Annotated in this window: 25 protein-coding genes; 17 read left to right on the forward strand and 8 right to left on the reverse strand. The window is 34.3% G+C overall.

Going from position 1 to position 21,821, the window contains the following annotated elements; genetic code table 11:
* Positions 1 to 149: 149 nt before the first annotated feature.
* Entirely contained in the window at positions 150 to 1,271 is a 1,122-nt protein-coding gene (locus AABD74_RS15035) for a polysaccharide lyase family 1 protein (protein ID WP_406843388.1), read from the reverse strand.
* A gap of 233 nt (positions 1,272 to 1,504) precedes the next feature.
* Here AABD74_RS15035 and AABD74_RS15040 point away from each other — a divergent pair, with 233 nt between their 5' ends.
* From AABD74_RS15040 to AABD74_RS15050, 3 genes are all read left to right on the forward strand, one after another.
* Entirely contained in the window at positions 1,505 to 2,083 is a 579-nt protein-coding gene (locus tag AABD74_RS15040; protein ID WP_406843389.1) for a Crp/Fnr family transcriptional regulator, read from the forward strand.
* A 202-nt stretch (positions 2,084 to 2,285) separates the two neighbouring features.
* Positions 2,286 to 3,110, forward strand: coding sequence for a phospholipase A (locus AABD74_RS15045; RefSeq protein ID WP_406843390.1), 825 nt, complete (start codon positions 2,286 to 2,288; stop codon positions 3,108 to 3,110).
* A 49-nt stretch (positions 3,111 to 3,159) separates the two neighbouring features.
* Complete coding sequence (locus AABD74_RS15050; protein ID WP_406843391.1) at positions 3,160 to 3,627, forward strand: hypothetical protein; 468 nt, start codon at positions 3,160 to 3,162, stop codon at positions 3,625 to 3,627.
* A 39-nt stretch (positions 3,628 to 3,666) separates the two neighbouring features.
* Here the strand turns inward: AABD74_RS15050 and AABD74_RS15055 are convergent, their stop codons facing one another.
* Entirely contained in the window at positions 3,667 to 4,554 is an 888-nt protein-coding gene (locus AABD74_RS15055; RefSeq protein ID WP_406843392.1) for an AraC family transcriptional regulator, read from the reverse strand.
* Between the two features lie 260 nt (positions 4,555 to 4,814).
* Between AABD74_RS15055 and AABD74_RS15060 the strand changes: the two genes are divergently transcribed.
* From AABD74_RS15060 to AABD74_RS15085, 6 genes are all read left to right on the forward strand, one after another.
* Positions 4,815 to 5,198 carry a hypothetical protein gene (locus tag AABD74_RS15060; RefSeq protein WP_406843393.1) on the forward strand — a complete coding sequence of 128 codons (384 nt, stop codon included), beginning with the start codon at positions 4,815 to 4,817 and terminating at the stop codon, positions 5,196 to 5,198.
* A gap of 338 nt (positions 5,199 to 5,536) precedes the next feature.
* The gene (locus AABD74_RS15065) at positions 5,537 to 6,151 is read left to right on the forward strand and encodes an SCO family protein (RefSeq protein ID WP_406843394.1); all 615 of its coding nucleotides are present in this window, start codon (positions 5,537 to 5,539) and stop codon (positions 6,149 to 6,151) included.
* A gap of 10 nt (positions 6,152 to 6,161) precedes the next feature.
* A complete protein-coding gene (locus AABD74_RS15070; RefSeq protein ID WP_406843395.1) occupies positions 6,162 to 6,533 on the forward strand; it encodes a hypothetical protein in 372 nt (123 codons plus the stop codon).
* Entirely contained in the window at positions 6,524 to 7,435 is a 912-nt protein-coding gene (locus AABD74_RS15075) for a helix-turn-helix domain-containing protein (protein ID WP_406843396.1), read from the forward strand. The genes AABD74_RS15070 and AABD74_RS15075 overlap by 10 nt, the downstream gene beginning before the upstream one ends.
* An 11-nt stretch (positions 7,436 to 7,446) precedes the next feature.
* Positions 7,447 to 8,115, forward strand: a complete 669-nt coding sequence (locus AABD74_RS15080) for a superoxide dismutase (protein ID WP_406843397.1) — start codon at positions 7,447 to 7,449, stop codon at positions 8,113 to 8,115.
* 19 nt (positions 8,116 to 8,134) lie between these two features.
* Entirely contained in the window at positions 8,135 to 8,443 is a 309-nt protein-coding gene (locus AABD74_RS15085) for a YHS domain-containing protein (RefSeq protein ID WP_406843398.1), read from the forward strand.
* 68 nt (positions 8,444 to 8,511) lie between these two features.
* On the opposite strand, the gene AABD74_RS15090 is transcribed toward AABD74_RS15085, so the two are convergent.
* The 4 genes from AABD74_RS15090 to AABD74_RS15105 form a co-directional block, all read right to left on the reverse strand.
* Positions 8,512 to 9,306, reverse strand: coding sequence for a DUF2490 domain-containing protein (locus tag AABD74_RS15090; RefSeq protein WP_406843399.1), 795 nt, complete (start codon positions 9,304 to 9,306; stop codon positions 8,512 to 8,514).
* The gene (locus AABD74_RS15095) at positions 9,306 to 10,058 is read right to left on the reverse strand and encodes a carbonic anhydrase family protein (RefSeq protein ID WP_406843400.1); all 753 of its coding nucleotides are present in this window, start codon (positions 10,056 to 10,058) and stop codon (positions 9,306 to 9,308) included. The genes AABD74_RS15090 and AABD74_RS15095 overlap by 1 nt, the downstream gene beginning before the upstream one ends.
* A gap of 151 nt (positions 10,059 to 10,209) precedes the next feature.
* Positions 10,210 to 10,599: a nuclear transport factor 2 family protein gene (locus AABD74_RS15100; protein ID WP_406843401.1), complete on the reverse strand. Its 390-nt coding sequence runs from the start codon at positions 10,597 to 10,599 to the stop codon at positions 10,210 to 10,212.
* Between the two features lie 194 nt (positions 10,600 to 10,793).
* A complete protein-coding gene (locus tag AABD74_RS15105) occupies positions 10,794 to 11,399 on the reverse strand; it encodes a Crp/Fnr family transcriptional regulator (protein ID WP_406843402.1) in 606 nt (201 codons plus the stop codon).
* A gap of 367 nt (positions 11,400 to 11,766) precedes the next feature.
* Between AABD74_RS15105 and AABD74_RS15110 the strand changes: the two genes are divergently transcribed.
* From AABD74_RS15110 to AABD74_RS15140, 7 genes are all read left to right on the forward strand, one after another.
* Positions 11,767 to 13,209, forward strand: coding sequence for a c-type cytochrome (locus AABD74_RS15110; protein ID WP_406843403.1), 1,443 nt, complete (start codon positions 11,767 to 11,769; stop codon positions 13,207 to 13,209).
* A gap of 12 nt (positions 13,210 to 13,221) precedes the next feature.
* On the forward strand, positions 13,222 to 14,568 hold the full coding sequence (locus tag AABD74_RS15115; RefSeq protein ID WP_406843404.1) for a c-type cytochrome: 1,347 nt from the start codon (positions 13,222 to 13,224) through the stop codon (positions 14,566 to 14,568).
* 16 nt (positions 14,569 to 14,584) lie between these two features.
* Entirely contained in the window at positions 14,585 to 14,746 is a 162-nt protein-coding gene (locus AABD74_RS15120; protein ID WP_406843405.1) for a hypothetical protein, read from the forward strand.
* A 577-nt stretch (positions 14,747 to 15,323) separates the two neighbouring features.
* Positions 15,324 to 15,866, forward strand: coding sequence for a cysteine hydrolase family protein (locus tag AABD74_RS15125; protein ID WP_406843406.1), 543 nt, complete (start codon positions 15,324 to 15,326; stop codon positions 15,864 to 15,866).
* Between the two features lie 119 nt (positions 15,867 to 15,985).
* The gene (locus tag AABD74_RS15130; RefSeq protein WP_406843407.1) at positions 15,986 to 16,903 is read left to right on the forward strand and encodes an HPP family protein; all 918 of its coding nucleotides are present in this window, start codon (positions 15,986 to 15,988) and stop codon (positions 16,901 to 16,903) included.
* Between the two features lie 91 nt (positions 16,904 to 16,994).
* Positions 16,995 to 17,867 (forward strand): AraC family transcriptional regulator, encoded by an 873-nt coding sequence (locus AABD74_RS15135; RefSeq protein ID WP_406843408.1) that lies wholly within the window; start codon positions 16,995 to 16,997, stop codon positions 17,865 to 17,867.
* 112 nt (positions 17,868 to 17,979) lie between these two features.
* Positions 17,980 to 19,344, forward strand: a complete 1,365-nt coding sequence (locus AABD74_RS15140; protein ID WP_406843409.1) for an MATE family efflux transporter — start codon at positions 17,980 to 17,982, stop codon at positions 19,342 to 19,344.
* A gap of 85 nt (positions 19,345 to 19,429) precedes the next feature.
* On the opposite strand, the gene AABD74_RS15145 is transcribed toward AABD74_RS15140, so the two are convergent.
* On the reverse strand, positions 19,430 to 20,326 hold the full coding sequence (locus AABD74_RS15145) for an SDR family oxidoreductase (protein WP_406843410.1): 897 nt from the start codon (positions 20,324 to 20,326) through the stop codon (positions 19,430 to 19,432).
* Between the two features lie 114 nt (positions 20,327 to 20,440).
* On the opposite strand from AABD74_RS15145, the gene AABD74_RS15150 reads away from it, so the two are divergent.
* Positions 20,441 to 20,773, forward strand: coding sequence for a winged helix-turn-helix transcriptional regulator (locus tag AABD74_RS15150; protein WP_406843411.1), 333 nt, complete (start codon positions 20,441 to 20,443; stop codon positions 20,771 to 20,773).
* An 88-nt stretch (positions 20,774 to 20,861) separates the two neighbouring features.
* Here AABD74_RS15150 and AABD74_RS15155 read toward each other — a convergent pair whose 3' ends face one another.
* Positions 20,862 to 21,743: a helix-turn-helix domain-containing protein gene (locus AABD74_RS15155; protein ID WP_406843412.1), complete on the reverse strand. Its 882-nt coding sequence runs from the start codon at positions 21,741 to 21,743 to the stop codon at positions 20,862 to 20,864.
* Positions 21,744 to 21,821: the final 78 nt, after the last annotated feature.

Raw genomic sequence — 21,821 nt, forward strand, 5'->3', positions numbered from 1 at the left:
TATAAATTAATTAAATAAAAAACCACGAATTACCCAATCTTTAAAATTGTTGTAATCCGTGGTTAACTAAAAAAAACTAATTCACATTCTGTATTATCTTACCAAAGTTTCAAATAATTGATTTAAAATTTATGGAAAGACATTTTTCATTAAAAAGAACCGCAAATATTACCGTTAATGGTAGCACCAGCTCTACTAGTAATATCTGCTTTAACTTCGTCATTCTTTAATGTTAACATTGTATACGGAGGTGTAAAAGCTGTATTTTTTCCTTCTCTATTTCCTGTAGTATTAAGAAAAGCATTATGGATAGAACTAACAGCAGTAAAAGTTGCAGATAAGTCGATAGGTGTGTTTACATTTTCAAAAACGCTTTCTTCTATACGGATATTAGCTTCAAAACCAGCAGCAACACATACATCGTTTCCTTCACAATTAAAATAGCTATTGACGATGTCTACTTTACCAAAACGAACTCTTGGCAGTCTTTGCTTACAACCATTACCCCACCAACATCTTGCAAAAGTTATACTCAATTTACCTCTATCAGTAGTTTGTGTATCGCTGGAACCAATCAGGTTAGAAAAACGATGATCATTCGATCCGCCTGGTCCACCAGCTTTTGGTGCTTTTAAGTACTGAAATTTAGTATAAGACACGGTAATAAAATCTGATTTGTTTTTAAAATCTAAGTTACCATCTACACCGTCTCTGAATTCACAGTGATCAATCCATACGTTTTGACAATCGTCAAGTACTGCATTGTCCCAACCATCTGTATCATAAGCTCCTGGTCCTTCAAAAATAAGGTTTCTAATGATGATGTTTTTGCAACGAGAAATGTTCATAATTCCGGAATTGGATTTTGTTTGATCAGTTGATACCAATTTCGCTCCACTTTCACCATACAGGGTTTTTCCTGTTTGGTCTTTAAACGAAAGTCTTCCCCCGGTAATAGCAGGAATGGTAATGGTACCAGATACTTTAATTACTTTTACTGTGGCATTTTGAAGGGCTGCTTTTAATTGAGCATAATCAGTTACTACAGTTTCTTCTGCAGTTCCTCCTCCGGTTGTTCCACCGTTTTGTGACGCCCATCCGGGAACATCATCACAGTTTCCTTCTTTGGCAATCAGGCCGCTTCCTGTAGTAGTCGTTGCTAAAATACTGCTTTCGTCATTTTGAGGTGAAGCAATTTCTTCAGTGTTACATGCTGTAAAACCGAATGCCAGTGTTAGTAGGAACACTGTGATTGTTGATTTAATTTTCATAAATTTAAATTTGGGGTTTATAAATATTTAAGAGCGCAAATCTGTAAATAATTATTTCCGAAAATGTTGAACTTATTCAACATTTTAAAAAAAAATATCCAATAAAAAGTCTTCTTTAAATAATTGTTAAGTCGCAAAAAAAGTTCGAAAAAAAAATACTTTTGCGTAATATTATATTGATTATTAATTCATTTAAATATTTGCACCCCAAGTAAGAATAAAAGTAAAAATACATGTACAAGCCTGCCCTCAGATTAAATATTGAAGATAAAATTAACCTAACAGATGACGAATGGAAATGCATAGCAGAGAAAGCCGAAATTATCAAATTAAAGAAAAACGAATTTTTACAAATTCAGGGCTCAAAATGTTCTTATAGCTTATTTATTCTAAAAGGAGCTTTTAAAACTTACATTCTGAATGAAAAGGGAAAAGAAATCATTATTTTCTTTTCATTTGAAAATGAATGGATCTGTGATCATGAAAGTTTTTATTATCAAAAGTTGAATACTTACAATGTTAAAGCCATTCAGGATAGCGAAATATTTATTTTTAATGAAGTAAATAAAATGCTGTTAATAAAGCAAGTACCCAAGCTAGTTGAGTTTCACATTATAATGATTGAAAAAGTTAATTTTGCACTCCAGCAAAGGCTTTTGGATCTTTTAAGTAAAACGTCTAAGCAAAGATATCTCGAGTTTATAGAAAGATACCAGCATAAAATGAAAGTGATCAGTAGCAGAAATTTATCTTCATATCTTGGGGTTTCCCATGAATTTTTATCGAAGATTAAGAAAGAATCTAAACAATAAATGAGGTACTGATTCAGATTTGTTTCAGGAATTGTTCCTGCTGCTATATCTTTTGCGCGGAAATCAGGCACAAAAAGATACTGCTTCCATTACATTAAGCACAAAATCTATGCCTTCTGCTGTTAATAAAAAACAGAAACTGACTAATATTGGCTGAAAAATGACCTTTTTCAGACCTAGGTAGTAGAATAATTTTGCCGTAATGAAATACCATTATATAAAATTAAATTATTCTTTTTTACTGTTGGTTATTGCAGTTTCCGGTTATGGGCAAATTCCCTTTGACAGGGACTCTGTACATACTATTATCACTACACTTCCTGCATTCTCCATATATAAAGACAACTACTTTGTAACAGGTGTTCATTTGGGAGAGAATCCATCGCGAAACACCATGGATGCAAAATTCCAATTCAGTTTTAAGCAACGTTTATCAGACAAGCCTTCGGTAGTAGGCTTTTATCCTTACCTGACCTATACACAGAAATCCTTCTGGAAAGTTTATAAAGCATCAAGCCCATTTGAAGAAAGTAACTATAATCCTGGGCTGATGCTTTTAAAACCAGTATTTAAGGACAACCGATTTTTTGGTGCGCTGACCCTCGGAATCGAACATGAATCTAACGGACGTGACAGTATTTATTCCCGAAGTCTTAATACTGTCTCAGTAGGGTTTACAAGGATATTTTCGCCAAAACTCATTCTCAGTCTTAAGGCATGGATTCCATTTCTCATTGATAATAATCCCTCTCTGCCCAGATACATTGGTTATGGCGAAGGACATCTGCAGTGGGTCGTGGACAAAGACCGACTGTTTTTTGATGTGACCGTAAGAAAAGGGGCTGACTGGGATTTTAAAGGAAGTATCAATACAGCTGTCAGTTATCGGCTTACAAAAAATGCTAATCAGCTTATAACCCTGCAGTGGTGGCAGGGCTATAGTGAGAGTTTGATCGATTTTAAAAAGGAACGGGGGATGCTTAGGGTGGGATTTATTATCAAACCTACTTTTTATCGCTTTTATTGACCCTTTGGGCTGTTATAAAAAAGAATATTTTATTTTAAAAATTATGGATATGAACTTTCAAGTATTAAAGCAAGGTATTTATTGCATTGGTATCATCAGCGTTTTGTTTTGCACAACCAGCTGTAATGATGTAAAGGAAAAAAAAGCTTTTTACACAGCAGTAAAAGGTAAAGACACTGCATTTTTAAAAATTGCAACTTATGAAAATAGATTCTACGGCAGCTATGAAGTTTACTACGGCAGCAGAGCTATGAAAGATTCCGGCGCTGTTGAAGGACTAATATCAGGTGATACCCTGCGAGGTAAATTCAGGTACATTAGCTATGGTGGCAGCAAGATCATAAGCCCGGTTATTTTTTTGCGCAACAAAGACAAATTGTTACAGGGACAAGGCGTAGTCACCAGTTATATGGGGATCGCATATTTTATGCGGGAGTATCCTATAGAATTCAATAGTAAAGGATTTGTTTTTGATATCGTTAGCGAAAATGAAGAAAATCAGAAACAGCATAAATAAATTCGGTCTCATCGGTTCGCTTAAATAAAGGCGGAAATTTTAAGTCTTTTTCCTGTATTCTGATGGAGATAAATGGATGTGTTTTTTTAAAAATTTACCAAAGAAAGACTGATCGCTGAAATTCAGTTCATCCGATATTTGTGAAATACTCAGTGTTGGATTGGCTAATAGGATACAAGCCTCGGTAATAACTGCAGCATCTATGAGTTCTCCGGTTGTCCTGCCTGATACATTTTTGAGTATTTTGGAAAGATGTCCTGCTGTCATATACAGGGCATCAGAATAGAACTGTACTTTTCTTTCCTTTTTAAAATTTTCCTCCAATAGCTTTATAAATTTGGAAGTGAGTTCTTCCTTACGGGTCATTTTGGTGATGATCTCGTCATACCTTTCCCTGTATATTTCTGCAACCTGATACATTAACAAATTAAAACTATGCAGTAGAAGTTCCTTGCCATAAAATGGGCTTACAGTTGTATTTTTTTCGTGAAGTAGATTGGTTAGTTTAACAAGACTTTCTACTTCTTCTTTTTTTAGTTTTAGGTTCAAGGCGGTTTTAGAAGCAAAAAACTCAAAAGCATTTACTTCATTACGGTTAAGGCTATGGCTTAATGCGAAAGTTAAAGTGAACGTAATTCCTATTATAGACATACTACTTTCAATTTCTCTAACATGGGTAACGGTATGAGGAGAAATAAGAACAATATCATCTGCCTGAAGTTTGTAATCGATTAAGTTGAACTGGATTTTTGCGCTACCTGATAATATTATCATGATTGTGTAACTGTCAGAGCGGAAAGGGTAAGGAAAGGGGTTTTCTGTAATATCCTCTTTACTGATATAGATATGAAGCCCTTCTGCCTGAGGGTCATCACCTAGTGCTTCAAGGATATCACGAATAGAGTTTTTCTTGATATTTTCTTTCAATGCAGATTTTTTGTAAAGATAAAATTTTATTTAGATAACCGTGATATAAACAAATCATGTGTCATTCAAACGATGTTTGTAATCTGAAAAGATCCTTGTTGTATTTTAAATATTTCAACATTAACCTGTTTTTAATTTAGTTTAAGATTGTAAGTAATTGTTATTTATAGATTAATGTTTTTTGTTTAAGGAAACGAGAAGTTTCTTCTGAAGAAAAATAAAATTAGTGTATTTTTGCACTTATAAACAAATTGACATTCTTGAAAAAGTATATTATCATATTACTTTGTGGTCTCATTTTTCTTCCCTCTCTTGGAAGCATGTTTGTGTATGCTTCATTCAAACTAAATCAGCAGGAAATTGCCAAAACAATCTGTGTACAGCGTAAACAGATTTTTAACTCTTGTAATGGACGATGTGAACTGCAGAAAAGCCTAAAAAAATATTCTGATAACGAAAAACAAATGCAGGACAGCCTTAAAGAAAAATTAGAGATTGTCTATATCTGCATTAACTATGAAGTAAATTTTACTTTTATACCTCCTGTAGAATACCACAAAAATGTTTTTGCTTTTTTAAACAGCAAACCAATTGGAATTTCTTCTACTACTTTTCGCCCGCCCGCAGCGATTTTATACATCTAAACTTCTTTTTAAATTCATTAAGAAAAATTTGTCATTGCCTTTCGCAACTTGACAATACCACTATTGCTATGAACTCAATTAATTTTTAAGTATTCATTTATTCTTAAAAGATTAAATTAAAAATTTAAAAGTTTTTGACAGTTGACTTTGTGAAGTCATGTCCCTCATTAATCTATAACAAAAGCTTCATTCAATGCTATTTGTTATCAGGTTGGCAATATTCTTATTTGAAAACCGACAGAATTTTATTGATCAATCTTTGTTGAAATTATACATACAAACAAGTCAGCAGTTTATAACATAATCTGCTGGATTAAATAATTAAAAATTAAAAAAATATGAAAAAAATAGGTTTGATTCTTTTGCATTCTCTACTTGTAATATCATGCGAGAAAGCACAGGAAAAACTTCCGATTTTAGGAAATCCGATAGTAAAAGGAAATGAAACACAATACCCGCGTATCAAAGATTTTTCATTTATGAATCAGGATAGCTTGAAGATCACCAACAATACTTTTGATGGCAAGATTTATATAGCTGATTTTATTTTTCTTTCGTGTCCGTCGATCTGCCCGAAAATGAACGTACAACTTAAAAAAGTGTACGATGTTTACAAAACTAATGATGAGGTATTATTTCTTTCTCACACCATTGATCCAGAGCATGACACTATACCGCGCCTCAAAGCTTATACGGTAGATAATGATATAAAAAAGAACTGGCATTTTGTTACAGGAAACAGAGACAGTATTTATAAAATTGCAACCGAGAGCTACTTTGCAATGGCATATCCGGATAAAAATGAGCCGGGAGGTTTTGTACACAGCGGCGGATTTCTGCTCATTGACAAAAACAGGCATGTTCGCGGGGTTTATGATGGGACAAACCCAAAGGAAACAACAAGGCTGATTGCCGATGTGAAAAATCTTTTAGAAGAAAGTGCTGCCAAATAATAGTTCACTAATGAAAAAAAGTATCACTTTATTTATTCTTATGCTGCTCGCGTTTCAAAATGCAGGCAGTGTCTGGATTATTGGTGATTTTTATATCAATCGGGATTATATTGCCAAAAATGTATGTATCAACAGGTTTGATTCCATTCCAATCTGTAATGGAAAATGCTATCTGGATACTAAATTAAAAGCAAATGATAAGCAGGAGCAGAAATTTCCAACTGTCACATATAAAGAAGTACCACTTTTTTTTGAAAGGCCTCTCGAATTTTTATTCAGAGCGACGCATTTTGTAATCAAAAAGGAATATCCAGTGCTTCAGGCGGGCGGTCAAAAGTCTAATTTTATTTTTTCGATTTACCATCCTCCCAGATGTGGTTAATACTTTCGTTTAGTATTAATCATAAAATCAAAAAAATGCAACTATCAGAAATACCAGTCCGCGGTCTGGGTTTATTCTCAGATGATAACAGTCATTTTTGGATGGATAATCTAATGAATCTGCTGCAGCGTTTTCCGCAGTTGGAATATCCTCACCGGCAGGATTTCTATATGCTTCTCTTTATTGATGATGCAGAAGGAGAAATTAGTATTGACAATCAGAAAATTCGAATGGATAATGCCAAGGTTATTGTCATAAAGCCGCGCTGCATTAGCAGTATAGACATAAATAGCAAAGCGAAGGGAAAAATAATCTGCTTCACAGAAGATTTTTTCTCCTTGCGTTATAACAATAACATTTTAGACCAATTTTCATTTCTTCATGATACTTCCAAAGTATTTATAAGACTTAGTGAAGAGGAGAAAAACAAGTGGATGTATCTGCTTGAAATATTTTTTAAGGAGTTCAGGCTCCACAGGAGAGAATCGGTAAAAGTGCTTCGATCCTATCTTAATATTTTACTTTTCGATTTAGAGTGTCTTTATGATCCTTTGGGATTTGTAGTAAACAAATCGCCGAAACAGCAAAAGATAAAAGAATTCGAGAAACTTATTGAAAAGGATTTTAAATTTAAGAAAATGCCTGCAGCTTATGCGGATCTGCTTAACGTGACGCCAAATTATCTCAACAAGATATGCAAGGAAGTAACCAATTATACAGCGGGAGATCTGATAAGAAAACGTATTGTTATAGAAGCACAAAGGCTCATTCATTTTACCAATTATTCTATAAATGAAATTGCTGACCAGCTTGGTTTTGAAAATGCGTCCTATTTTGTTACTTTTTTTAAAAGGCAGACAAACAAGACACCCGAGCAGTTCCGCAGATTATCAAACCAATAAAAAATAAAAAAATGACAAAAAATAAAATTTTAATAGTAATGCTGCTACTGTGTGTATCAGTATCGGCTCAATTCGTACAAAAACCGTTGCCGTATGGCTATGATGCTTTGGAACCATACATAGATGCCAAAACAATGGAAATCCATTACAACAAACACCATGCGGGATACGTAAAGAATTTAAATGATGCACTCAAAGATACAACATTTGAAAAAATGACACTGTTGGAGTTATTCTCTAAGGCATCATCATTACCGGTGGCAGTGAGAAACAATGTCGGAGGACACTATAATCACGAGATGTTCTGGTCAGTATTAACGCCTGATAAAAATACAAAACCTTCGGCTGCACTTCTAAAATCTGTAACTGAAAAATTTGGAAGTATGGAGAATTTAAAACAGAAGTTAGACCAGGCTGCACTTTCGCGCTTCGGCTCTGGTTGGGTATGGCTTTACGTTTCAGGTGAAAATCAGTTAGAGATTTCTACAACTGCCAATCAGGACAATCCACTCATGGATGATGCTCAAAATAAAGGTGTACCAATATTAGGCATAGATCTCTGGGAGCATGCCTACTATTTGAAATATCAAAATAAACGCGCGGATTATCTGGGCGCTTTATGGAATGTAATAAACTGGAATGAGGTTAGTAACCGCTATAATTCTGCACTAATAAAATAATCATCTAAACTTTAATACAATGAAAAAAATTCTTTTAATTGCTGGTATTACCGTTGTCTTAAGTTGTAATAAAAAAGAAACAAAGGCGCATCCGCACGATCATCCACATACAATGGAATCTGAAAACACATATAAAGATCCTAAAAACCCGCTTAATAAATTAACCTACGCCAGCAACATAGACTTTAGCTGCAATATGGATGTCAGCAAGTATGGCGTTAGTGATACCGTTACTTATAAAGGGAAATTATACGGTTTTTGTTCAACAGTATGCAAAGATGACTTTATGAAAAAGCCAGATGAATATCTGGCAAAAAATAAGAAGTAATTCTAAAGGAAATAAAAAAAGCTAAAAAGTATTACTTTTTAGCTTTTTTATGTGATTCTTAATAAGTACTATTCAATGGTTTTATTTGTTTTCGTCAGGTCAAAATTTAAATTGGTATTCAAAATTACTCCATTATTGTTTTGAAAAACATTTTTTCCGTCTATCTGTCTTCCCAACTGTACGGTTTGATTTAGATAACCTCCCTCAATTCTTATATTTTTATTAAACCTGTAACCTAATAGAATTCCTATTCTGTTTTGGTCAAAAATATTGGCATTTACATTTTTTCCAAATCCAATAAAAATTTCGTCATAGAAAGCTAAATATGGTGTTTTGTCTTTTATCTCATTTCCTTTTAAAGGCACTTGAACTCTCATCATATATCGCATTCGGTTCAATAATGGAAATTCGTCTTCTGTTGTCTCATTTATAGAACTGTACCTGCCTACAAATCTTTGTTCTAACATAAATCTATGCGAAAAATCAACGATTCCTTCTTTATGATTTAGCTGTACCATTTCAAAAATTCTATGTTCTGTAAAATCTCTGCCCATGCCATTTATAGGTATTTCTCCATAAGGATAGGTTTCGATCCAGCCATAACCAACCCGGAATTGAACTCTTGAATTTAAGTTATAATTTAATCCAACCCTTAATAAACTTTGCTGCCATTCAGTAATCATTTCATTTCTTCGCCATTGGTATTCGGTGTGTATTCCAAATTTTTCTGAGATTTTGAAGGTTCCAAAAAAGTTATACCACCCAATACTGTTGTTTGTATTAATACGATTGTTTTGCCCAAATGTTGATTGTAAAACCCCAATCAAAAAAAAGATTGTTAGTAAATAATTTTTAATGCTCATTATTTTATAAATTCAAGACTTCCATCTGTTAAGTTATAAAACACACCAACAATTTTTATCTCTCCTTTATCTTCCATCTCTTTAAGAATATGACTTTTATCACGGATTTGCGCAATAGCATAACGCACATTATTTTCCGAAACGTGTTTTACAAAATCATCATTTTTAGAAATTTTCTTACCTGTAAAATCCTGGCTCATTGCTACAGCAGGTTTTATTTTTGAAAGCATAGCAGTCATATTTCCAAGTTTTACATCATCAATTGCACCTTTTATGGCTCCACAATGTTGGTGTCCCATTACCAGAACTAATTTTGCACCTGACACTTTACAAGCAAATTCTATACTGCCTAATAAATCGACGTTTACAAAATTCCCTGCTACTCTTCCCACAAAAATATCACCTAAGCCCTGGTCAAATACATCTTCGACAGGTACACGACTATCCACACAACTTAACACAACTGCTTTTGGAAACTGTCCTGGTGCTGATTTTCTGGCTTGGGCGCTATGGTCTCGCACAGTAGTTGTACCGCTTTGAAAACGTTTATTTCCATCTATAAATTCCTGTAAAATGGCATCAGGTGTAAGCCTGGTTTGTTCTTCCTTGGTCATTACATGAGAAATTACAGGTTTTTCATCTCCTTTTATAGTAGAAGGTGAGTTTGCTTTTTCTGTTTTTGTTCCGTTGTTACAAGAAACCAAAAGTACTGCTGCGAATAGCATTACTACTGATTTAAGTTGATTGTCCATTTCTTTATTTTAAATTAAATCTGCCTACTTTGTAAAACGGTGTTCGGCATGTCCGTTTATTATTTTTTTGAATGTTTATATATAACAACAAAAGAGGTTGTTTCCCTACTTGGAAACAGCCTCTTAAATTTAAAAATTTACCTTAACTGTATTATTTGCCCCAAAATTCGTCTTCCTTGATTTGGTCATCAGAAAAGAGCCATACCTGAGTGATTTTTTCATTGATTACTTCAAATAAATCAATACCTGTCATATCAATAGTTCTACCATTGTTCTCTCCTGTAAAATGCACAGGCATAGCTACCAAACTGCCATTTGCCATTAATGCTCCGGTAGGTTTGATAACAAAGGTACCTTTTGTTTCAGTCATCATACCTGTTAACATTTCTCCAGTTTCACCAGGATGATTATTGGTTCCTGAAAATTTATGATTTCCTGGTTGATGCCATTTTGAATCTGCTGAAAAAAAAGAAAATGCTTTAGGAATATCTCCTGTTCCTAACGCTTCTGAATACGATTCTACTACTTGTTTTGGAGTCATAATTTTTATGTTTATAATTAATAAATTAAAGTTTGTATAATACTTGATTAGTTAAATATTGTTTCAAAATCCTTTAACGAATAACTACTAGGATATTTTTTTAGCCTAAGTATTATTATAGTTTTGAAGTACAAATTTATTATTATTAAAAAAAAACACCAATGATCTAGTTTAAGAAAAAACATTGACCTAGATTAAGATTCTTGTAGTCTGCTTTTACTTTTCCTGCTGCGCATGCGGCATAAGAATTCAGGGGTAATACCCAGAAAGGCAGCGATATGAACTTGGGATATACGGCCTTGCAGCATTGGGTATGCTTCTAAAAATGAAGTATAGCGCTCCTCTGCCGAACAACTGATAGCCTGCAGATGCCTTTGCTGTAATTTAGAGAGGTTAATCTCCGTAAGTATTCTGAATATACGATCAAATTTTGGAGCCAGTCGGTATAAAGAAATCAAATCGTCGCGGCTTATCTGTAAAACTTCGGTTTGCTCCAAAGCATCAATATTTATTATGGTAGATTCAAGGTTGTAAAAACTATTTATTTCTGTTATCCAGCTATTCTCAGCCGCAAACTGAAGTGTATGAATTTTGCCTGCCTTATCTACCCTGTGCATGCGAACACATCCCTTAATAATGAAATGGTAATTTCTGCAAATGTCACCTTCCTGAAGCAGATAGTGGTTTTTGCGGTATAAGCGGTAATGAAATTTCTCAGAGACAAGTTTGGATTCCTTTTGATTCAAGGGAATTAATTCGTTAAAATGCTGAAGTATAATATTGATGGATTCCTCACTCATTAAGTATGCCGGTTTAAAAAATGCAAAAATAACTGAATTTAAATATCTAGTGTTAACTAAATATTAGGTTTTGTATAATAGAAAAGACTTTTAGTAAAAGCCTTTAACGTCTTATTAAGTAGTTGGATTTCAATTGATTAGTTTTTGAATATTTGAATTTAAATTTAACTGTCCTCTAGTAATCTGCCAATAAAGTGTATTTAGCACAGTTTATGGATTGAAAAACTAAATTGAGCGGAATAAAAGACAGTATAAAAAGTGGCGTTAACGAATCTGGCAGGAACGTTTTTTGAAACTTCCTGCTTTTTTGTTTTTAGTAATTTCTGGATTACTGACCGAAATTTGCAGAATAAAAACAGAATAATTTATGGACTTTCCAATTTTTCATTTAGACTGGCTCAACAATAGAATGCTTATTGCTATTATTGCCATTATTCACGTAATGATTAATCACGGTTTAGCTGTTGGTTTTATGCCGCTTATAACGTGGCTGGAACAAAAAGGGGTAAAGAACAGCGGCAGGGAGCAGATTACTAATTTAGACTGGGACAACAGGATTTATAATATGATGAAAGTTGCTTTTATCATTACAACGACACTAGGGGCAATGACAGGAGTTGGAATATGGTTCTCCGTTGCACTAGTCAGTCCCACATCGATTGGAAGTTTAATACGTGTTTTCTACTGGGCCTGGTTTATAGAATGGCTGGTATTTGTTACCGAGGTGATTTTGATCATGATTTATTTTTTGACATGGAAGAGCAGTAATACCTCGCTTAAGGCTAAATTACTACATATTCGTTTTGGATGGTTCTTAAGTTTGTTCTCCTGGATTACCATGGCAATCATCGTTTCTATTTTGAGCTTTATGATGGATCCCGGAAACTGGAATACCCATAAGAGTCTGCTTAATGGGTTTACCAACCCAATTTATTTGCCCCAGTTATTGTTCAGGACCCCCACGGCTATGCTTGTGGCGGGCAGTTTTGGAATGATGCTGGTAACGCTTTTCTTTAAAAAAGGCACAGACTTAAGGCTTAAAGCTGTTAAATATGTTTCAAAATGGATCATTCTGTGGGCTCCAATTTCGCTTCTCGGAGCGGTGATTTACTATCGTGCAATCCCAGAGGCGATGACCGCCAATATGAGTACGGCGGTAGGTACGATGGATTTCAATAAGTACTATGATTTAATGAAGTACTTTATAATTTTTGGAATATCATCTTCTTTGATAATGGCAGTTCTAGGCTTATATAAAGCCAAATGTATTAAAAGTTATATGGTTTTATTTCCTGTGATTATGGCTTTTGGATATCTGGGGTTTTTTGAAAGGGTACGGGAATTTGTCCGAAAACCTTACGTGATTGGAGGTTATATGTATTCTAACTTATTACTGGAGGAAGATTATCCAGTTTACCAGCAGTACGGACTTCTTAAAAATGCCACCTATACCACAGTAACCGAGATTACACCTGAGAATAAAGTAGAAGCCGGCAGAAATGTTTTTGCGATCGCTTGCAGCCGGTGCCATACCACTCAGGGTGTCAATAGTGTTGTTGATGTTTTTGAGCGAATGTACGGAATAGGAAAACCTTTGGATATTAATTCTATGGCTTCGTACATACCCAATATGCATAATGGACGAACTTATATGCCTCCTTTTCCGGGTACTCAAGAGGAAAGTGAAGCATTGGCGGCCTACATCCGCAACATTCAGGATACCGGCGATGTTCTGGAGGGAGCACAGTCTGAAGGTGTAGAGGTGAGTGAGCTGCAAAATACACAGTCAGTTTTAGAAAATAAAAAATAACAAAAGTTTAAAATGATAAATTTATATATTCCGTTACAAAATAACGTTCCGGTTCCAAAAGATATTCCCCTGCCGTTGCCAATGCCTGAATGGTTCTTTGTAGTTGTTCTGGTACTGTCATTTCTGTTGCACATCATTTTTGTTAACCTAATGCTTGGAGGTTCAATTTTGGCTTTGATTGCACAGATTAAAGGACTTAAAAATAAGGAATACGATATACTCGCACACGAAATAGCCAAAACCATAACAGTCAATAAAAGTATAGCCGTTGTACTGGGAATTGCTCCGCTTTTGAGTATTAATATATTGTATACCATTTATTTTTACTCAGCAAATGCCCTTACCGGTTTAATGTGGATTGCGGTAATACCGTTGGTAACCTTAGCGTTTCTGCTTACTTATCTGCACAAATATACCTGGGAGACATTAGAGAATCACAAAGCAGTTCATATTTCAATTCTTGCCCTGGCAACAGTTATCTTTCTGTTTATTCCATTTATATTTTTGACCAATATCAATTTAATGCTCTTTCCTGAAAAATGGGCAGTAGTAAAAGGTTTTGTTGATGCGCTGTTTCTTCCGAATGTTTTTCCCAGATATCTGCACTTTATCTTGTCTTCGCTGGCAGTAACGGGATTATTTCTATTTTGGTACAACAGCCGTAAGCGTTACCCATTTGAAGAGATATACACAAAATTTACCCGCTACGATATTCAAAAGAAAGGCTATTCTCTGGCCCTGACAGCTTCCGTATGTCAGTTTATGATTGGTCCGCTGGTGTTATTGACATTACCATCTAAAGGCATGGGATGGAATCTTATTCTGGTGATTTTCTCGGGAGTTGTATTTGCCGTTCCCGCTATGTGGCTTATTTGGAAGAGGTTGACAGGTGATAAGGAAAACATCGAAAAAGATTTTTATAAAATAGCACTGCTGCTTGGAATAACGGTTTTGTGTATGGGCTCAGGCAGGCAGATATACAGGGCAAATTCGCTTGAAAAACATAGGGAACTGGTGAGAATTAAAACCAACGAGTTTCAAATCCTGAAAAAGAAGGCTGTAGCCAAAATAAAAGCAGAAGAAGCCGGAGCAGCTTCGGCAGGTATGACAGAAGCAGAGAAAGGGCAGAAGGTATTTAACCAGTATTGTGCATCCTGCCATAAAATAGATGAAAAATTAGTGGGACCGCCCGTTTTAGAAATGGCAAAAATCTATAAAGGCAATGTTGCCGATTTACAGAAATGGATAAAAAATCCGGGTAAAAAACGTCCAGATTATCCACAAATGCCAAGTTTTGAATCTCAGTTGGATGAACAGCAGTTAGATCAGCTGGCAGAATATATACTGACGATTAAATAAACATAAAACGACTTATATGATACGAGTATATTATCTCTTTCCTGTAATTGTCTTTTTTTGCATTATGGTTGCCATATATATGGAGAATCAATCTGAAAAAGAAATCGAAGAAACTCAAAACAGTAGAATTGAAACTCTTCAGACAGCTTCATCTGTTTGGGAAGAGAATAACAATTAATAGAATTTTTAACTTTAAAAAAAAATAGTATGATACAAGTTTTTTCGATTATGATTTTAATTTTTGTACTTCTTGCAATTGTTTTTCTGATAAAAATAAAATCGGTTACACTTCAGCTGATTAAGTCAAAGGAAGTGAATAACAAAGAAAACCCATTAGAAAAGGATTATCAATTTATAAAGGGACTGTATTAGTTAAAAAGTGTCCACAAAAGAAGTTTCTTTTTTTATTTTGATAGTTTGGAGCCCTGTTGATGCTGACACACACAGGGCTTCTTTTTTATAGATAAAAATTTAATTAAACACATAGAAACATAGATTTTAAGTATTTAAAAAAGAGGAAATCAAAAGAAACTCATTTCTCACACACAGCTATGTTTTTTAATGCAAGTGAAACGCCTTTTTGAGTTTAGTAATTCTATGCTTCTATGTGTTAAAAATAATTGCGTCCAATGGGTTAAGCATAAATAAAAAATGTTGCTTATCAAAATGGTATGTATTGAAGATGTTTTGGTATCTGATATTCCTGAGCTAAGTTTTAATTTTGACAGATATAAAAATTAAAAAGAATAGATAAAATGAATAAGGCATTACTAATAATCGATATACAGAAAGAATATTTTGAAAATGGTGCATTAGAACTTGTAAATCCAATTGGGGCAAGTGAAAACGCAAAAAAATTACTGGAACATTTCAGAAAAGAAAATGGCACTGTTGTTCATGTACAGCATATATCTGGAGAAGGGGTTCCCTTTTTTATTCCTGGAACACAGGGGGTAGAAATTCATGAAAATGTAAAACCGCTGTTAGGGGAGAAAGTAATAACCAAACAGTTTCCTAATAGTTTTAGAGGTACCGATCTGCTTGAATATCTACAATCAAAAGAGATAACTCATTTGGTTATTGCCGGGATGATGACTCATATGTGCATAGATGCAGCGACAAGGGCGGCTTTTGATTTTGGATTTGAATGCACGGTAATTGGTGATGCCTGCGCTACAAGAGATCTTCAGATTAATGGGCAGGATGTTAAGGCTGCTGATGTGCACAATGCCTTTCTGGCAGCATTGGAATTCTTCTACGGTAAAATTTTGACAACAGAACAATACCTGCTGTTGTAAACAGAGGTAAAAGAAATCAATTTTATAAAATGGGCTGTAATTTATTACTGCTCATTTTTGCGTTTGTAAGTCATTTGTAAATGAAATCGTAAATTTACACAAATAAGCTATAATTTTCTATGAATAAGATATTGTACAATAAAAGTAGCATTGGGTTTGCAATCATTATTTTAATGATAGCAGCCTCTATGATTTTTGACAGCAGGGAAATAATACTTCCGGAAATTGCTGCGCTGGCTATAGGATGCCTAGTCTATCAAAATCCAATATGGCTTTCTCAGCCTTTGCATATATTTTTACTGCCTTCCATTACTGCTGTATTGGGGTTTTTAGTCAACATGCTTGACATTGGATTGGCACAAAAGCTTATTTTAATATTAGCCCTTATGATGCTGGTGTTGAAACTTTTTAAAAGTTTTCTTGCTCCGGCATTGGCCACAGGTTTACTACCTGTCATAACCAATGCTACTTCTTACTCCTTTATTGTTTCAATTTTGCTTTTAACCTCTGCCTTAGCATTGTACTTAATTTTAGCTGGCAGTAAGGAAAAAACTAATTGCGGGTTAAAACAAAAGAATTCAAAAGAGGGTTTGTTTTATATGCTCTTCGTTGCAGTTTGGATATTGATTTGTGATCAGGAAAAATGGATGTTTATGGCGGCTATTCCTCCGGTAATTGTAACGGGATATGAAGCTGTACACAAAGAGGCGTATGAAGCGTCGACCTTTAAAAAACAGGTGATCTGTATGTTTTTAGCTTCGTTTGTCGGAATACAAGCCTTGCATTTTCTGGATAATCTTCTCCTGGCCGTTTTGGTAGATATTGCTGCAGTATCTTTAATTTTAAGAATATTTAAATGTAGGCTCCCTCCGGCGTATGCGATGGCAATCCTGCCTATGGTGCTGTATAATGCTTCTTATGCCTATTTTTATTTTCAGGTTCTGCTAATGTCAATAATAATATTAGGAGCTGTATGGCTTTACAAAAATTCCGTCTTTCGAAAGAGTTTTACAATTTTTTCCAGTGAGAAGAGTTGATAGGACGGGTGGTATTTATTTATAATATGTGAGTACCCAGTTAAGGAATTATAGAAACCATTTTAGTACATTAAAAACTAATCAGATAAAAATGAAAACAGTCAAATTTCATAAAACCGAATGCGGTGTTGAGGTGCTTCTCAATGTATTGCACGGAGATGTGCTAAGTGAAAAATATTTGGAGCGTGATACTTATAACACCGACTTTTTTGAAATTTTGCTTTTTAAGACTGCAAAGGGATCCTTGATTTTAAATCAGCAGAAAATTAGTATTACTGACAATACAATTATTTTTATTTCACCTTTTCAGAAAAGACAATGGCTCTTGGATAAAGAGGGGCTTGACTTCACTGTTTTGGTTTTTCAGGAAAATTTTTTAAACGATTTTTTCTCAGACAAATTCTTTACGTATCGACTTCTTTATTTCTATCAGTTGAATTATCCCTTAAATATTACAATTGAAAAAGAAGAACTTCAAAAAGCGCTTGATCAGCTTATGGAAATCAAATCAGAACTAGTAGAGAGCAGGAAAGACAGTATTCACATCATACGCTCTCTTACCTACTACCTGCTTTTGAAGTTCAACAGGGTATATGCAGAGAAAAACAATCTTTCGATTGAAAGGGCTGAAAATAATTATGCATACCAGTTCAAGCAGTTATTGGAAATGCATATCAGGCAGAAACAGAGAATTGACCATTATGCGGATTTATTAAATGTGAGCAGGATCTCAATTAATACTTGTGTGAAAAAACAGTTTAACGTTACTGCTACAGAACTGCTAAAGCAGAGACTGTTGTTTGAAATAAAAAATGACCTGATACATTCCGGGAAGACTATAGCTGAGATAGCCTATTCTCTTCATTTTTCTGAACCCGGACATATGATGCGGTTTTTCAAGACCCAAACCGGCATCACCAGTAGTCAGTTTCTTTCAGATTATCAAAATGGTATATTTTCATAGGTCTCGCCAAGTAGGAAATTATAAAAAAAGTACAAGAATGCTGTCCTGTAAATATAATTTACTGCGTGGTAATTTTGCGTTTAATCTGCCTTAGGCAGTCATACAGTTTAATATGTTCAAAAAATACAAACCCAATAAAATATATTATCAAAGTACAATAGCATTGGCAGGACCTGTTGTAATTTCACAGCTGGGTCATACCTTAGTACAGACCGTTGACACAATTATTATAGGTCATTATGCCGGTACCATATCGCTTGCTGCTGTTTCGCTGGTTCATTCTGTTTTTATGGTGGTTTTGGTTATTGGGTTAGGAATAGCTTATGGGTTGACACCATTGATCGCACAAGAAAATGGAAAGTCAAATTTTAAGGAATGTGCCCGACTTCTTTCTAACAGCTTATGGCTTAATATAGTATCTGCAATTCTTCTTTTTTTGGTGGTATACTTTGGCTCCATGTTTGCCATGCAGCATGCGGATCAGGATCCTCAGGTTGTAGAAACGGCAAAACCCTATCTGCTAATTTTAAGTTTATCGATTCTTCCTCTGATGATTTTTCAAACTTTCAAGCAGTTTGCAGAAGGACTTGGTTTTACAAAACAAGCCATGACCATAACGATTTGGGGAAATGTTCTTAACGTCATTATTGCAGTGATTTTGGTAAAAGGAATCTTTGGTATTGAACCGATGGGAGTTAAAGGAGTTGGAATTGCAACCTTGATAGATAGAATTTTAATGATGCTGGTAATGGCATGGTATGTACTTCGATCAGATCATTTTAAAATTTATTTACAGTATTTCTCAGTAAAGTTTATCGATTTTTCAAAAATCCTAAAAGTGATAAAAATAGGATTACCTGTAGCAATGCAATACGTATTTGAAATAGGAGCCTTCGCGGTTGCAGCTTTAATGGCTGGCCATATAGGGGCAAGAGAACAGGCTGCACATCAGACAGCCATAACCCTTGTTGCAATGACCTATATGATGGCAGGTGGGATAGCATCGGCAGCAACTATTAAAATTGGAAATAGTTTTGGAAAAAAGAATTACGCAAGACTTCAGAAGTTTGCTGAGGTTTCGTATCATCTGGTTATTGCTTTCATGCTTTTCTTTGCGGTTGTTTTTACACTTTTTAATCAATACCTGCCTTATCTGATTACAAGCGATGCTAATGTTATAGCAGTGGCTGCACAATTATTAATTATTGCCGGAATATTCCAGCTCTTTGATGGTACTCAGGTGGTGGGATTAGGTGCTCTTAGAGGAATGGGAGATGTCAATATTCCAACTTTTATAACCTTTGTTGCGTATTGGATAATCGGTCTTCCGTCTTGTTACATTATTGGTATTCATTTTAATGTAGGGATTACGGGAATTTGGTACGGTTTAACTCTTGGTTTGTTAACATCGTCTGTTCTGCTTTATTTGAGGTTCAGGTATGTAATGAAAATAAAACTTAAGCAAATTAATTTATAAACCAAAATACGATCTTATTAGAATTTGAAATGATAAAAAAAAAGCAACAAGAATATTTTGATATTCCCGTTGCTTTTTAAACAATTTAGACAATAAAAAAATCTTTATGTATTTTAACCCATTCTTCCATTGGAGTCATTTTTACAGGCAGTTTTTCTAAAACCTCTTGCAAGTTAGGATTGAATTTTGTTGGATATACTGGAAGACTGGCCAACATTTCATAATACCCTTGCACACCTCTGGCACTTTCTTCTCCAACAAGAATGCTTAATTTATCTCCAAATTCTTGTGGAGGCATTGCATAGAAATCAATTTTTTCATTCAAGCCAATAGAGAATTTTTCGGCAAGACCATTTCCTTTCAGGTCATCTAAACCGCTCACAAGAAATGATTGTCCAGATAGCTCTGGTTTGTATAAAGCTTCTACCACAAAGGCACTAACATCTCTTGATGCAATATAGCCAATAGGCATATTTTCTGGAGTTGGGTAAGCTACTTTTCTTTCACTTTTCACATAATCGGTTGTATAGGGAGCCAGCAAATTTTCGGCATAAATAGATGGCTCAATAATAACATACGGTACTCCGCAATTTTTAAGATATTCTTTTGTGTCTAGCTTTACATCTTCCATAGGAATTCCTAATTTTTGTGGTGCCAAAAACCCGCTGGTATTCCAAACTATCATTTTTACGCCATTTTCCTTAGCGGCATCTATTACATTTTTGGCAAATTGAAATCCATCTGCCGGATTAGGTAAGGAAACTGGAATCAACAAAGCAATAGTGTCAATTTCTTTAGTGATTTCTTTCATTTTTTCGGCATCAGACATATCGCCTAATACTGGGATTGCACCTGCCTTTTCCAGTTTTGTAAAGCTTTTTTCTGAACTTGTTGCAGCGTAAACTACTGCTCCTTTATTTTTTGCTTCTTCAATTACATGAAACTGTTGTGAACCTGTGGCGCCAAATACTAATATTTTCATATTTTTTCTATTTTAGTGGTTTAATTTTGGTAAAGCTAATTAATAACTTACTTTTGTACAAGTACTTACGGTTTGGTTGGGTACTTACCAATTAGTTAGAAATATTGAAAATCAATGGAAAAAAGTCTAAAAATAATTAATGCTTGTGATACAAACTGCCCTGTAAAAAAATCATTGAACATTTTGAGTGGTAAATGGACAATGATGATTTTGTATCAGATTAACTCCAGAACGATTAGATATGGAGAACTTAAAAGAGCTGTAGTAGGTATTAGTGAAAAAATGCTGATACAGGAATTGAATTCTCTGGTTGAGCATAAATTGGTCAATAAAAAAGCATACCCGGAAATTCCTCCAAGGGTCGAATATAAATTAACAGAACTTGGTTTGAAAACGCTACCAATCATTGATCAGATAGCAGCTTTTGGATTGGAAAATTTAGTTTAGTATTCTGGAATTATATTATACAAAAAGCAATTATTGCAGTATACTATTTCTTCCAAACGCTTTATATTGAAAATGCTCAGGTATAAAATTAAATGGAAGGTTTACTATTCTGATGGCGATATTCTCCCGGAGTCAGGCTCACTATTTGTTTGAATATTTTTGAAAAGTGAGGTAAGTTTGAGAATCCGGTGTCTAAAGCAATTTCCAAAAATGTTTTATCACTGGTTGCAATAAGATATTGTGCTCTTTCGATTTTTTTTTCATGGATATAGTTTAAGGGCCTTTGTCCTGTATGGGCAAGAAATTGTTTAGAAAAATAGTCCTGATTCTGATTGGCTCTTTGGGCTAATTGAGCCACCGTAATATTTTCGCTCAAGTGAAGCTGTATATAACTCATTGTATCTGATATTTTAGAAGATGTAACCTGTTGTTGGCTTGTACTAAAATCTTTAGTACTCAAGAATCTCGAAATTAATTGAAGAAGGATACCCTGATTTTCAAACTTAAGATATGTTTTCATTGCATTATTAAGTGAGAGATATTCTTTATAAAAAGCTTCTTTTTCATATACTTTCGGATTGTATGATCTATTAATCCCTCTTCCGGGATTATTTTGCAACATTTTTTTAATAAGGTCTACATCAAGTTCTGTAGCAGCTAATCTTATCACTTTTCTATTATTATTGAACAAAGAAATCCCGTCAGGAGACTCTTCGAAAAACTGAATAAAATATTGACTTAAATACAGGTCACAACTCAGATTGCAAATCGTAAAACTGGGAATAAGATAAAGATAACCTGGCTCTAAAGCCCAAGGGGTCGAACTATCAGAAATAAATCCGGCTCCGTCATCTATATAATAAATTCGATAATAGGGACTGATCACACTATTATAATTCCAGTTATGATTGAGTTTTACATAATCAATATGTAATAATGAGAAAGAGTATTTAAAAGTATTGTTGGACATAATGATATTATAATTACAAAATACCGTTTTTGAATAATAAATGATCGTTTTTGAATAATCAATTCTACATGTGTATAT

The sequence above is a fragment of the Flavobacterium soyae genome (genome assembly GCF_045348165.1).
Taxonomy (GTDB): domain Bacteria; phylum Bacteroidota; class Bacteroidia; order Flavobacteriales; family Flavobacteriaceae; genus Flavobacterium; species Flavobacterium soyae.